Source organism: Holdemanella hominis (genome assembly GCF_014306155.1).
Taxonomy (GTDB): domain Bacteria; phylum Bacillota_I; class Bacilli_A; order Erysipelotrichales; family Erysipelotrichaceae; genus Holdemanella; species Holdemanella hominis.
Genome location: NZ_JACRWH010000059.1, coordinates 1 through 13,790, shown reverse-complemented (window position 1 = coordinate 13,790; position 13,790 = coordinate 1). Strand labels below are relative to the sequence as shown.

The following is a 13,790-nucleotide window of genomic DNA, read 5'->3' as shown; positions in this document are numbered from 1 at the left end:
AAGTTTATCAAGTCTTTGGATATTGGATGATAATTGTTTGATGTGGTCATTTACAAGTTCTATACGAGATTTCTGGACTGGTGTTAAATCCGTTCCATTAATTGAGTCAAGAATCATATCAGGAGATGCTTTACATTTTTTGTGAACTTTTGAAAGAATATCTTCATCTGTGTATGGATTATCTGATAAAATAAGGTCGATGATATTAGATGCGGATTTGCCGAAAACATCAGTAAAGACCATATCCAGTTTACAATTACCAGAAGTAAGAGCATTCTGAAAACGGTTCTTTTCACTGGAACGCATATTTACAAGTTTGTATTTATAGCGAGTGAGTTCGCGAAGGATGCGGAAATCTTTTTGAGGTATAAAACTACTTCTAACAATACCAAACTTAAATAAATCAGCAATCCATTTGGCATCTTTATCGTCATCTTTCTCGCCTTTAACAGCGCGTACCCATTTAGGGTTGGCAACGAAGATATTGGAAATATGGGATTCCAATACATTGTAGACAGGAATATAGTACTTACCAGTGGATTCCATGTATACATTTTGACAGTCGTTTTGAATCAGCCAGTTTCTAAACCGGATCAAGTCATTGTGAAAAGTCGAGAATCTTTTTTTAGATAAATTGGTTCAACGGGTTCAGAAATGCAGATAACTGCAACAATGAATTGTTTGTGCACGTCTATACCACAAACACGAGGATAAATGATTTTCATAGAAAAAGCTCCTTTCAAAATAAAGAAGAAAGAAGCATTGACTGAACGAGTGGCACTAAAGATTAACTAATAGTCAATGATTAATCTACGGACTTGATGTCAACACTAATGTGCGCTTGAAATACTCGAACTTACACTGGTTTATATGCTGATTTAATCTGAACGAGATGCAGAAGTCTGCAACTCACCTCACCGTGCTCTGTAGTGTACTTCTAACTTCAAGAACATGGTAACAAATAAAAGATAAAAAATAAAAGCAAAGCTCATTGCACATTTTAATTCCAATGTGTGCCTTGAAGCGAAGCTGAAAGGAATGGTTGGTTTATATGAAGAAATTAATGCTTGATTGTGATGATACACTCTATGATTTATCTTGGCCATTTCGCAAGTGCATGGAAGAATTCCTTCTTAATGTAGATGTGGATATGGATTTATTTTATACGGATTATCGTAAGTTTGGAGATCTGATTTTTGATGATCTTCAACAAGGAAAGATTACGATTGATGAATCTGGTGTTTATCGTATTGAAAAGGCTTGTGAAAAGTATGGGATTATTTTTTCTCATTCAAAAGCTGTAGAGTTTCAGTCTCGCTATAAATATTATCAGCATCATATTGAAATGGATGCACCGTTGATTGATTATTTTTCGAATTGTGAAGATGAACTTGCAATTTTGACAAATGGAGAGGATGCGCATCAAAGAATGAAATTAGAAGTGCTTCGTGTCTTTGATTATTTTAAACCTGAAAATGTATTTACGAGTGGTCAAATTGGTGTTGCAAAACCGGATGTGAATGCATTTAAAAAGTGTATGGAAACGATGCATGAAGATATTACAGAATGGTATTATATTGGAGATAATTATATCAATGATATGCAAGGGGCTAAAAGTGCAGGCATGAAGACGATTCATTTTAATCGTCATCATCAGGTAAGTGGGCCTTGTGCAGATCATGTCGTATATTCGGCTAAAGAGTTGGTTGAATTCATTAAAAAAGACTAGATTGAACTAGCCTTGTTAAGAATGTCGTAATGGCATTCTTTTTTTCTACAATGCTTCCTCACCAATGATTTCATCCGACCATATTTTCTTCTTGCTCAGTGGGTTTATTGTAATCTTCAAATCTCTCATTAAGTGTTTGTTTGTTCGCATAGTATTTTCTAATATAAGTATATATGAAATTAAGTCCGATTTAAATAGGAGGTTAAGTAGGCATAAAATCACATTTGTGGTAAAATAAATCTGTATGTTTTGATAAGGAGTAATTATGTTTATAACAACAATTCATTCTATTGATTCATTAGAAAAATTAAAAAGAGCGAAGGCAGATGCCGTGATCATTGGTGTTGAACATTATTCGATTCGTTCGAGTATTACGGTAAAAAAAGAGGATTTACAGCTTTGGAAGAAGAAGTGTAAAAAGCTTGGCCTAAAATTATATATCAACTTTTTAAGATTATGTATGGATGAAGATCTATCGGGTGTTCGTGAATACTTTTCTATTTTTAAAGAATTGGATGTGGATGGTATTTACTATGCGGATGAAGGTCTATATTTTGAGGCGAAACAATTGGGGATTGAATTCAAATTGATTTATCAACCGGAAACATTGGTGGCTTCAAGTGCAGATGTGGATTTCTATATGTCTTTAGGCGTTCAGTCTGTCTCTTTAGCACATGAATTGAGTCTTGAAGAAGTGGTAAGTATTGGAAAGCACAATCCGGATATTGAAATCTTAGTGCATGGGTATTTCTCAATTCTATATTCAAGAAGACCTTTGGTCACTAACTATTTAGAGGCTGTGAACAAAACGGTTTGTTCATTACCGTGTCATTATGACTTGATTGAACAAACGCGTGATCAACGCATGCCAATTGTGCAAGATGAAACGGGTACACATATCTTTAGTGAAATGCCAATCAACTCATTACAGGAAATGTGGGATTTTACATATGTAGGAATGCATCGCTTCCGCATTGATTCTTTATTTTTTGATGATGATTGGACTGTTGAAATCTTGGGTTTATATGATTTAGCTTTACAAGGGATTAAAATTATGGATGATGAGTCAACAAACCGTTGGTATTTAGAAGAGACAATTAAGAAAAAGGAGGAGCAAGTAAATGAATAAGATTGAATTATTAGCTCCTGCTGGAAATTTAGAAAAAGCAAAGATTGCGATTTTATATGGGGCGGATGCTGTATATATAGGTGGTAAGCAGTTTAGTTTGCGTTCGCGTGCAAGTAACTTTTCCATTGACGAAATCGCAGAATTAGTCAAATTTGCGAATGCACATAATAGTCATGTGCATGTAACTGTAAATATGCTTCCGCATGAGTCGGATCTTGATGGTATTGAAGAGTATTTAATAACTTTGGATTCGATTGGCGTGCATGCGATTATTGTGGCAAGTCCATCGATTATGATGTTGGCTAAAAAGCTTGGATGTAAGTTTGAAGTGCATGTATCAACGCAGCATTCTTCTACAAATTCAAGTGCTGCAAGATTCTGGAAAGAAAAGGGTATGGACCGTGTTGTTCTTGCCAGAGAATGTCAAATGGATGATATTCGTTCGATTTGTGAAGAGAATATTCTTCCTATCGAAGTCTTTATTCATGGAGGTATGTGTATTTCTTTTTCAGGACGTTGTGTATTGAGTAATCATATGACGCTTCGTGATGCGAATCGTGGTGGGTGTGCACAGAGTTGTCGTTGGAAATATCATTTAATGGATGGGCAAACAGAATTAAGTGATCCAACGAATTTATTCTCCATGTCTTCAAAGGATTTGCAGGCAGTGGATTATATTGAGAATTTCATACATATGGGTGTAGCGTCCTTGAAAATTGAAGGGCGTATGAAAAGTGCTTATTATTTAGCTACGGTTGTTTCTAGCTATCGTATGTTGATTGATTATATTTATGAGCATGGGCATGCGGATGTTGAAATCATTGAACGTGTAAAAAAGGAAATTGCCAAGGCAGAGAACCGACCGACAGGGCCGGGCTTCTATAATGGTCTTCCTAAACATAAGATACAGTTGTATCAAGATCATGATGAAACGGTAACACAGGAATATGTAGCCATTGTGCAGGATTATGACAAAGAAAGTCAGATGGCGACTTTACAAGTTAAGAATCATTTCATGCCAAATCAGGATTTAGAAATATTTGGCCCTCACATTTTAAGTACGATTGTACATGTAGGGGATGTGTATGATAGTGAAGAAAATGTATTAGAGGTTTGTAATAAGCCGATGCAGATCGTACATACAAAATGGTCTGGTCCTATTGAAGTTGATGCGATGATTCGTAAAATTAGATAGTGGAAGAGGTAAGTAAGATGAAATTAAGTCAGAGTTTCTTTTATACATTAAGAGAAAATGCGAAAGATGAAGATAGCGTATCAAGTAATTTGTTGGTGCGTGCTGGAATGATCAAAAAATGTTCAAACGGAATCTATATGATCATGCCTATGGGAAAGAAGGTTCTTTCTAAAGTTGAAAATATTATTCGTGAAGAAATGGATGCGAAAGATGCACAAGAATTGTTGATGCCAGCATTGATTCCAGAAGATGTATATGTACAATCGGGTCGTCGTGAAGCCTTTGGTTCAAATATGTTTTCATTGAGTGATCGTTATAATAAGCGTTATGTTTTGGGCCCAACACATGAAGAATTGTTTGCGGTAGCTAGTAGTATGGATGGAAAATCTTATAAGGATTTCCCATATAACTTATATCAGATTCAAACGAAATATCGTGATGAAACTCGTCCTCGTTATGGATTGATTCGTGTTCGCGAATTCATCATGAAGGATGCGTATACATTTGATGTGGATGAAGCTGGATTGGATGTAGCCTACAACAAGATGTATGATGCATATTGCCGTATCATGGATCGTTTAGGATTGGAATATAAGATTGTTAAAGCGGATACAGGAGCTATGGGTGGTTTATTATCAGAAGAATATCAGGCTTTATCAAGTATTGGTGAAGACGTTGTTGTTGGATGTGAAGGTTGTGACTATTCTAGTAACTTAGAAATCACTGAAGTAGTAGATATAATGGAAGATTCTTGTGAAAAAGAACTTTCAATGGAAATTGTTGATACACCAAACGCAAAAACAATTGAAGAAGTGGCTGCTTTCTTTGGTAAGAAGGAAAGTGATTTCGTTAAAACATTACTATATAACGTAGATGGAAAGGTAATCGCATTCTGTATTCCTGGTGATCGTGAATTAAATGAAACAAAGGCATTGAAATTATTGGGTGCTAATGAAATGGAAATGGCTAGCTTTGAAGAAGTTGAAAAGGTAACACATGCGCGTGTTGGCTTTGCGGGCCCAGTCGGCATTGATTGTCCTGTATATATGGATCGTCAAATCAAACATATGAAAAACTTCATTGTAGGTGCTAACCAATCGGATCGTCACATTAAGAATGTAAATTGCAAAGATTTCGAGCCTGTAGAAGTGGCAGATCTTTGTCAGGTTAAAGAAGGAGATATTTGTCCTAAGTGTGGTAAGAAGTTAACTTTCCAACATGGTATTGAAGTTGGTAACTTATTTAAATTGGGGACAAAATATTCTAAGAGCATGAATCTATACTATACAGATGCCAATAACCAATTACAGCCAGTTTGGATGGGAAGCTATGGTATCGGTCTAGAAAGATGTATGGCAGCCGTTGCTGACCAGCACCATGATGATTTTGGTATTAAATGGCCAGTTGAAATTGCACCATTTAGACTTGCGATTGTTCCGGTATCTTTAAAGGATGAAGAACAAGTTAAGATTGCCAATGATCTATATGAATTCTGTAAAGAACACAAATTCGATGTTATTTTGGATGATCGTAATGAGCGTCCAGGCGTTAAATTTAAAGATATGGAATTGATTGGGATTCCTTATCGTATTACTGTGGGTCGTGGTATTAAAGAGGGTAAACTTGAGTGGACAGATCGTTATACGAGTGAAAAGATTGAAATTACGATTGAGGATGTTTATTCTGAAATCGAAAAAGTTTTCGTCATGTAAACGCTTGTGCTTGAACTATAAACAAAAAATTAAGTTATACATTTACTTTCATACAATTTTCATGTATATTAGTCATAGTTAAAGGAGTGTAATTATGCAAAATAAAATTGAAATTTTTAACAACCAGGTTATTATCAACTATAATTTGGCATATCCAAAGAGTCGTGAGGTTTTATTAAAATCTCATACGTTCACAAAATTTGTTCAATATTTCATTGAATATCAAGAAACAGATAATGCGAACATGTACGCGTATTTGACAAAGAATGGTGAATTGAATTCAAAAGAAGCTTCTTGTGATTTCTGTCATTTCTTGCGTTTATTGTCAATCTTTACTTGTGAAGAATTAAAAGATGAATATTATCTTTCAAATAAAGATGCAACTTTAAGTGTTATTGAAGAGATGTATCGTAATTGGCGATCTTTACAACGTTTTGGATATATGAAGAGTGATAATTCAACGGATTTTGGTATTAATACATTAGTGGCATTTGACTCAGCTTCAAATGATTTAATTCTTCGTACATATCGTTTGTTTGAAGAAAAATTAATGGGGAGACCAAACTTAGTGTATCGCCAGGTTCAAGCTGGAACTAACGCATGTTTCTCTGTTCATACTTTGGATAAAGTATGGGCTGATGAATATGCCGCATTACAAGATATTCCAATGATCGATACAGTTATGTTAAGAACTCCAATGATTTTGCATCCAAAATCAAGTAAACGTACAGGAATGTTTACTGAAATAGATACACAGCCAATGACATATTTCAAAAAGGGAGAATCAAACTGGTTCTGTTATCCTTGTAAGGTTGGAACTTTATTATGTTTCGTATACTTCAACTCAAAATATATGTCTAGTGCATTGAGTATGGCTAACTTGTTTGAATTAGCTACAAAAGAAGAGAGTGCTCAAAAACCAGATCTTGTTGTTATTTTTGGTAATGACGATGGAAATGATGCAACAAACTTCTATTATGATGAGGCCAATGATATTTGGGTAGGATGTATTAGTGACAATCCTCGTATCGAATACTTTGGATATTTAAAGAAAATGTGTTTAACTTTACATAACTTGGCACAGATGAAAAAAGGTTGGTTACCAATCCATGGTGCTTTCGTAAACATCTATTTAAAGGATGGAACTAAGAAAGGTATCATGTTGATGGGTGATAGTGGTGCTGGTAAATCTGAATCCATTGAAGCATTAAAGGCCACTGCTGGAGATATGATTCGTGAAGTAGAAGTTGTATTTGATGATATGGGAACAATTCACTTAGAAGATGGCGTTCCATATGGTCAGGGTACTGAAATTGGTGCGTTCATTCGTTTAGATGATTTGGATCCAGGTACTCCATATCGTGACATGGACCGTTCAATTTTCATGGCTCCAGAAAATCCAAACTCACGTATGATTCAGCCAGCGGCTCCATATCGCGTTGTTGTTCACAATCATAAAATCGATTTATTTGCGTACGCAAACAACTACACTAATGAATTTGGTCTAAAGAAATTAACTGTTCAAGAAGTAAAAGATACTTGTAAATTAGGTAAACGTATGGCTTTAGGTACAACTCAAGAAGTTGGTATTTCAACAACATATTTCGCAAACCCATTTGGTCCTATGCAAAAACAAGAACTTTGCGAACCAATCATCGACACAATGTTCCAGGCTCTAGAAGATAACGGAGTATTTGTGGGTGAAATCTATACGCACTTAGGATTCGATAAATCAAACCGTAAAGGTTTAAATATTGCGGCTCAGCAATTATTAGAATTTATCCAGAAAAAGGATTAATATGTTTAACAACGATTCAATGAATTATTATTCAACAAACACTTTAAAAAGTGCATTGTTGAAGTCTTATGCATGGATGGGTGTTGCTTTATTCATCACGGCAATTGTATCTTATGGCTTATATGCTACAAACGCTTTATTGATTTTATTGAGTGCCATGCCATTTCTATTTTTGTTGTTTGTGATTGCACCATTTATCTTGTCCATTGCCTTTGGTGTTTCTATGGCAAGATCTACATCAAGTACAGGTATGAAAGTCATGTTAGTGCTTTATGCCATCTGTATGGGTGTTTCACTTACTTCGATTGGCTATGTATATGATGTAGCTACAATTGGTACTGCTTTTCTAGTCAGTGCAGTTTACTTTATTAGTTTAGCTGTTATTGGTACAACATCAAAAAAAGATTTTACTAGCTTTGGCTCATTATGTATGATTGGACTTTTTGTGTTGATTATTACACAATGCTTTATGATGTTATTTAGAGTTAGTATGGATGTTCGCTTGCTTTCTATCGTTACTCTATTGATTTTTACAGGCATCACAGTTTGGGATGTACAAAGAATGAATCGTTTATTGATTCAATCGGATGGTTCAGTCGTAGCACAAGATAAGATCGCAATCTTTATGGCTTTACAATTGTATTTGGATTTCTTGAATATTTTCTTAAGAATTTTACAGTTGATTGGCATGGGAAATCGAAATAATAAATAGGTGTATTCGCAATGGATACATCTATTTTTGTTTGTATTTTAAATGTATTCTTGTTAATATTATTGTATAAAGAACGAAAAGAAAACACTACATACTTAATTTAATAATAGATATTTTAATTGGACTAGCGTTTATAATTAAAGTATGTTTTAAAAGATTTATTAAAGTCTATGCTTATGGGATTCTACCTTATATACTTCTAGTTTCTGTTTTAAATATATATCATAGTATAAAAAATAAGGATTATAAATCCTATCGAATATTTTATTCTATATTTTGGATTTTAATGATTTTCATTCTGATCTTAACTTCATAAAGGGAATGTGTATGACGCATTTCCTTTTTCTAATTGTATATAAAAGGAGTAGTAACATGCTACTCCAAAGGTTTTTGATAGAAGTTTCCGTAGAAGTTTACTGTATTGTATGTATTGATCAATACTTTAGGATCGACCTTTCTTACGTTATCGACAACGTCTCTTAATTCATAAGTAGAAATAACGGCTTTACATACGTAATACTTATGATGACTGTATGCACCATAACATTCAAATACGCTCATACCATGGCGACAAGTGGCCATAAAAGCATCAATGATGGGGTCTGGATCGTTTGTTGTAAATTCAACGGTAATTTGTGCATATCTTTGATATAAAGATGAGATTGTCTTTGTAGATAAGAATTGGAATAGGATGGAATATCCTGCATAAATCCATCCGCATAAGTATCCAAAGATAATAATCATAGCGCAGTTATAGAAGAATACATAGTCCCATATACCTCTATGAATCTTACTAGAAACGTATTGGGCAATGAAATCCGTTCCTCCAGTAGATCCTCCAGCTCTTAGGGATAGGGAAATAGAAAAACCCCATAAGAAGCCTCCAAATAGAACATTTAAGATTTGATCTTCGAAGAACGGTTCAAAATGGAAGATAGAAATAAAGAAGGATACTAGAAAGAATTGTACACAACTCAAAAAAGTGAATCTGGGTGAGATGTGTTTGTAACATAGAATGGCTGCAGGAACATTTAAAGCGATGATTCCAATTTGAGTAGGAAAATTAATGTTTACTAGAGCACAGACTTTATTGATTAATAGAGCAAGTCCTGTAAATCCTCCTGAGATTAGGTTGCATGGTGCCATAAATACATTCATGATATAACATTGCATGAAAGCACTAAATACAATCATTATGGTCGACGTTAACAGTCTTAGCTTCTGTTCTTTTTGAAGCTGGTGAATAATGTGTTGCATAATATAAAATACCTCTTGTTCATTGACCACATTATAATAGGTCATTTGTCAAATAAGTTCAACCAAAAATGGAAAATGTACATTTTTTAAAAAAATGTAAAAAAATTAAATTTTTTCTTGCTTTTTATTTTACGTTGAGGTATTATATATGGGCAGTCAACGAAATGGTTCCGTAGCCAAGTGGTAAGGCAATAGACTGCAACTCTGTGATCATCAGTTCAAATCTGATCGGAACCTCCATAAATGATGGGGTCGTGGCGGAATAGGCAGACGCAACGGACTTAAAATCCGTTGGGAGAAATCCCGTGTGGGTTCAAGTCCCACCGTCCCCACCATCGTTTATTTATAATCAACAAGTTACGGTTCCGTAGCCAAGTGGTAAGGCAATAGACTGCAACTCTGTGATCATCAGTTCAAATCTGATCGGAACCTCCATTTACATGGGGTCGTGGCGGAATAGGCAGACGCAACGGACTTAAAATCCGTTGGGAGAAATCCCGTGTGGGTTCAAGTCCCACCGTCCCCACCATTATTTGGAAAGATAGCTAGAAACTTTTGTTTCTAGCTTTTTTCGTGCTTATTTGGACAGCATAGTGACTAAGTTTACCTTATATATTTATATATATAAATTTAATGATTAAAATATAATAAAAGAGAGGTGTATCTAATTATGAACTGGATTGAAAGAACAACGAAAAAACGAATCAAAGAATTGGATGAACATCCAGAATTGAATTCGAATGATTTTGAGCAAAAGGGAAATACATTAATGAAGAATATTAAATTTTATGCGATTGTTATCTTAGCGGCTGCACTTGTTTTAGCACTTTGGTATCAATGGAATCATCCAGAAATTGATATATTTCCATTTCATTTTCCAATATTAGTCTAAGAAGAGGTAACTATGAGTTGGCTTGATAAAATAGCAAAGAAATGATTGGAAGAACTCGATGCACATACAGAATTGAACTCAGACAAATTTTCGAAAAAATGAGTACTCTATATTTCGCTATTGTTTTGTTGATTGTTACTATACTTATTCTTTTGCTTTGGTATGATACAGAATATTTTGAAAACTGGATTTTCTCGAAAAGATAAAAATAGCCACAATTGTGGCTATAATAGCATAAATCCAATACCTACGATAACGCCAGTTATAAATAGGATGAACATGGTTCTTAAAATATCTTTCTTTTTGGCTTTATAACGTATCATCACAATTAAACCAAGTCCTGCATTCGTGACTAGTCCTGCAAGTAAGGATCCAAAGGATAATTCACCAGCTGTATAAAGCTGTGTTAGAACAACTGTAGCTGCACAGTTAGGAATAAAGCCGAATAGCGCGGCGATGATTGGCTGGAATAAATTATCTTGAAGTAAAATCATTGATAATGTTTTTTCTCCAATACACTCTATTAATAGTGTTAATACAAAACTAGTAATAAAGATGAATACATAGATTTTTAAAGATCTTAATAAGGCACTGATCCATAATGGATATTCAGGATAGCAACATGGACAGCTTGATCCTGAACTTTCTTCTTCCTCATATTCTTTATCGTCATAATCTTCTTCTATGTCTTCGAAGCGGAGGATTTTTTGATTGCGAAATAGTACATGATCAGTAAATAATCCAACAATGATTGCGATAACTAATTTTAATCCTAAAATACCAAGTAAAGATGAATACATCTTAGGATTACTAATTAGGATTGGAATGGCTTCATCACTTGTCGCAATCATAACACTGACTAGTGTGCCGAGTGTAATGTTATTTTGGACAAACAACATAGCGGCTAGAATACTAAATCCACATTGGGGAATCAATCCAACTAATGCGCCTAAAATGGGTCCAAGTCTTTGTAGTCCAAAGAAAAGCTTATCGTCTTGCGTATTCTTTCTTTCGAAAACTTCTAATATACAATAAGTAATATACAATAAGGGGAGCATAGCCCACGTATCGTGTATTGTATCTAAAATAATGTCTATAAAATTCAAAGGTAGTTCCTCCTAACTTACATAAGTATACACATTTTTTCAAAAATTGCACGTAAAAAGCAGGAAACTAATCAATAGTTCCTGCTCTATCGTTGATTGTGATTTTTTTGTTTCTTAATCGAACTTGAATATAATCTTGTACACCTGCATAGATAAGTGCAAAGATTGGAACACCTAAAAACATTCCAACAATGCCAAATAATGCACCACCAACAGTAACAGAGAATAAAATCCAAAAGCCTGACATTCCTAGTTTATCTCCAAGAACAATCGGTTTTATAATGTTTCCATCGCATTGTTGAAGGATGAAGATAAAGATTGTAAAAATCAAGGCTGAGAATGGGTCAATCAAACATAAGATAATGATGACGGGAATAGCACCTAAGAATGGCCCAAAGACGGGAATGACGTTTGTGACACCGATAATTAGGGCAATCATACTTGTGTAAGGTAGCTGTAATACTAAGGCACCAAAGTAACAGATAACACCGACAATAAATGAGTCAATGATATTTCCTACGATATATTGTTCAAATACAGTCTTCGCGTCATTTGTCCAAAGAGTTAAGTAGTTCGCAAAGTTTTTATCAAATAATGAGTAATTTAACTTTTTTATGCCCTTAACAAGTTTTTCACGATCCAATAAGATATAGAATGCGGAAACGAAAGCTAAAATCAAGTTAATAAATCCTTTCACAAAGCTATAAGAGTAAGAAGCAATTTTAGGAATCGATTCAGTGACTACACTTGTGATTTTCTGTGTGACGTCAAAATTGATCAGCATTTGTTCAACTTGTTTTTCTGAAATGTTTAATTTATACGCAAAATCTTTTGTGTATTCAATTAAAGTATCGGAATAATCCGCAACGTTTTTAGAAAATTGTCGCACAGAATCAATCGTATTCGGAATTATAATGGAGAAAAATAAGATCAAGAATCCAATGGTTAATATAAACACAAGAGTAGTTGATAGTATTCTTTTGTGGCTTTTATGCATTGGAATATTCTGTAGTAACTTATCTTCAACCCATTTTTGTGGATTGTTTAATATAAACGCCAATCCAATTCCTAGAAGGAAAGGAAATAGTATCGTTAATATAAACTGAATGGCTCGTTTAATGTCTTTAAACTTATTCAATATTGTAAAAAATAAGATTGCGATAATGAAAGACGTAGAATAAACGATGATTCGCTGTTTCATTTCTTGGGTTAATTTAAAATGCATTTAAGTAAGACTCCTTCCATACCATATATAATAACATCTAGAAAAAAATTATAAAAGCCATTATAATAGTTGTATGGAAAAAATATTTGAAGGGGCCATTTCCTGCAAAGCCCTATTAGAAGCAGGGTCTCGAGATTGTAAAAAACTATATATTGATAAGAAAAAAAATACAAAAGATACAAGATATTTGGCTAAAATTGCCAAAAATTGTGGTTGTGAAGTCATCTTTTATTCGCGTGATGAAATCAATGCCTTAGCAACAGGTAAAACACATGGTGGTATTTTACTTATAGCTGAAGAAAAACAAATTCCTCAACTTATTGAAACACATGTCCATGGATTTCTTTGTTACATCGACGGCGTAGAAGATCCATATAATTTGGGAAGTATTTCAAGGACTCTCTATGCATCTGGATGTGATGCGATGATTCTTCCAAAACGAGACTGGAGCTTTGCTGAACAAACCATTTTAAAGGCAAGTGCGGGTGCTTATGAAAAACTACCGATCTACTTTGTAGACTCAGATGAAGAATTAGTAGACTATTGTAAAAAGAATGAACTTCCTATTTTGTGTGCCCACAGAAAAGATGCCGAAGGACTCTATGACTATACTTTTGAATCGGATTTCTGTTTATGTTTAGGCGGTGCCTTAAGAGGGCTTAGCTCAACTATTACGGCAGCATCCAAACAAAATATTGTCGTAGAATACGGTAGAGATTTTAGAAATGCCTTAGATTCAGCCAGTGCTGCTGCTGTATTTAGTTTTGAGATATTAAGACAAAAGAAAGTCAAAGTGAATTAAAATGGGTGATCCGCAATTAGATAGGGTCGACTAAAAGTTGGCTTCAAGAATTATAGGGTTGAAAACCCTATGAGTGTTTAAAGGATTATTAACTAGGAAGCAGAGATGTTTAAAATCTCTGCTCTTTTATAATGGGTGATTTGAATGATTGAAATCAATGTATCCAGTTAACTTGTCATATAATTCTTCGAATCTTATGTCAATGTATCCTCGTAGTTCTTCAATTTCAAATT

Annotated in this window: 13 protein-coding genes and 4 tRNA genes; 12 read left to right on the top strand and 5 right to left on the bottom strand. The window is 34.3% G+C overall.

The window, feature by feature from the left end:
• The coding region (locus H8911_RS10525; RefSeq protein ID WP_255466358.1) for an IS110 family transposase at positions 1 to 597 on the bottom strand (597 nt) is incomplete at its 3' end.
• Positions 594 to 725, bottom strand: coding sequence for a hypothetical protein (locus tag H8911_RS12770; RefSeq protein WP_255466357.1), 132 nt, complete (start codon positions 723 to 725; stop codon positions 594 to 596). The genes H8911_RS10525 and H8911_RS12770, both read right to left, overlap by 4 nt.
• Before the next feature lie 326 nt (positions 726 to 1,051).
• Between H8911_RS12770 and H8911_RS10520 the strand changes: the two genes are divergently transcribed.
• From H8911_RS10520 to H8911_RS10495, 6 genes are all read left to right on the top strand, one after another.
• The gene (locus tag H8911_RS10520; RefSeq protein ID WP_186999625.1) at positions 1,052 to 1,729 is read left to right on the top strand and encodes an HAD family hydrolase; all 678 of its coding nucleotides are present in this window, start codon (positions 1,052 to 1,054) and stop codon (positions 1,727 to 1,729) included.
• Between the two features lie 265 nt (positions 1,730 to 1,994).
• Positions 1,995 to 2,858 carry a peptidase U32 family protein gene (locus H8911_RS10515; protein WP_117925165.1) on the top strand — a complete coding sequence of 288 codons (864 nt, stop codon included), beginning with the start codon at positions 1,995 to 1,997 and terminating at the stop codon, positions 2,856 to 2,858.
• Positions 2,851 to 4,053, top strand: a complete 1,203-nt coding sequence (locus H8911_RS10510) for a peptidase U32 family protein (protein WP_117925167.1) — start codon at positions 2,851 to 2,853, stop codon at positions 4,051 to 4,053. Before H8911_RS10515 ends, H8911_RS10510 begins: the two co-directional genes overlap by 8 nt.
• 17 nt (positions 4,054 to 4,070) lie before the next feature.
• Entirely contained in the window at positions 4,071 to 5,765 is a 1,695-nt protein-coding gene (locus H8911_RS10505) for a proline--tRNA ligase (protein WP_186999624.1), read from the top strand.
• A gap of 94 nt (positions 5,766 to 5,859) precedes the next feature.
• Positions 5,860 to 7,563, top strand: coding sequence for a phosphoenolpyruvate carboxykinase (ATP) (locus tag H8911_RS10500; protein WP_186999623.1), 1,704 nt, complete (start codon positions 5,860 to 5,862; stop codon positions 7,561 to 7,563).
• A gap of 19 nt (positions 7,564 to 7,582) precedes the next feature.
• Complete coding sequence (locus H8911_RS10495) at positions 7,583 to 8,275, top strand: Bax inhibitor-1/YccA family protein (RefSeq protein ID WP_255466356.1); 693 nt, start codon at positions 7,583 to 7,585, stop codon at positions 8,273 to 8,275.
• A 375-nt stretch (positions 8,276 to 8,650) separates the two neighbouring features.
• Here the strand turns inward: H8911_RS10495 and H8911_RS10490 are convergent, their stop codons facing one another.
• Positions 8,651 to 9,532 carry a YitT family protein gene (locus H8911_RS10490; protein ID WP_227403311.1) on the bottom strand — a complete coding sequence of 294 codons (882 nt, stop codon included), beginning with the start codon at positions 9,530 to 9,532 and terminating at the stop codon, positions 8,651 to 8,653.
• Between the two features lie 166 nt (positions 9,533 to 9,698).
• On the opposite strand from H8911_RS10490, the gene H8911_RS10485 reads away from it, so the two are divergent.
• From H8911_RS10485 to H8911_RS10465, 5 genes are all read left to right on the top strand, one after another.
• A tRNA-Cys gene (locus H8911_RS10485) sits at positions 9,699 to 9,772 on the top strand.
• A gap of 8 nt (positions 9,773 to 9,780) precedes the next feature.
• Positions 9,781 to 9,867, top strand: a tRNA-Leu gene (locus H8911_RS10480).
• A 26-nt stretch (positions 9,868 to 9,893) separates the two neighbouring features.
• A tRNA-Cys gene (locus H8911_RS10475) sits at positions 9,894 to 9,967 on the top strand.
• Between the two features lie 7 nt (positions 9,968 to 9,974).
• Positions 9,975 to 10,061: transfer RNA gene (locus tag H8911_RS10470), tRNA-Leu, on the top strand.
• A 141-nt stretch (positions 10,062 to 10,202) separates the two neighbouring features.
• A complete protein-coding gene (locus H8911_RS10465; protein ID WP_117926787.1) occupies positions 10,203 to 10,424 on the top strand; it encodes a hypothetical protein in 222 nt (73 codons plus the stop codon).
• A gap of 224 nt (positions 10,425 to 10,648) precedes the next feature.
• Here H8911_RS10465 and H8911_RS10460 read toward each other — a convergent pair whose 3' ends face one another.
• Both H8911_RS10460 and H8911_RS10455 read right to left on the bottom strand, forming a co-directional pair.
• Positions 10,649 to 11,530, bottom strand: coding sequence for a putative manganese transporter (locus H8911_RS10460; RefSeq protein WP_186999620.1), 882 nt, complete (start codon positions 11,528 to 11,530; stop codon positions 10,649 to 10,651).
• Between the two features lie 67 nt (positions 11,531 to 11,597).
• A complete protein-coding gene (locus H8911_RS10455; RefSeq protein WP_117926789.1) occupies positions 11,598 to 12,755 on the bottom strand; it encodes an AI-2E family transporter in 1,158 nt (385 codons plus the stop codon).
• 73 nt (positions 12,756 to 12,828) lie between these two features.
• On the opposite strand from H8911_RS10455, the gene H8911_RS10450 reads away from it, so the two are divergent.
• On the top strand, positions 12,829 to 13,557 hold the full coding sequence (locus H8911_RS10450; RefSeq protein WP_117926790.1) for an SPOUT family RNA methyltransferase: 729 nt from the start codon (positions 12,829 to 12,831) through the stop codon (positions 13,555 to 13,557).
• Positions 13,558 to 13,790: the final 233 nt, after the last annotated feature.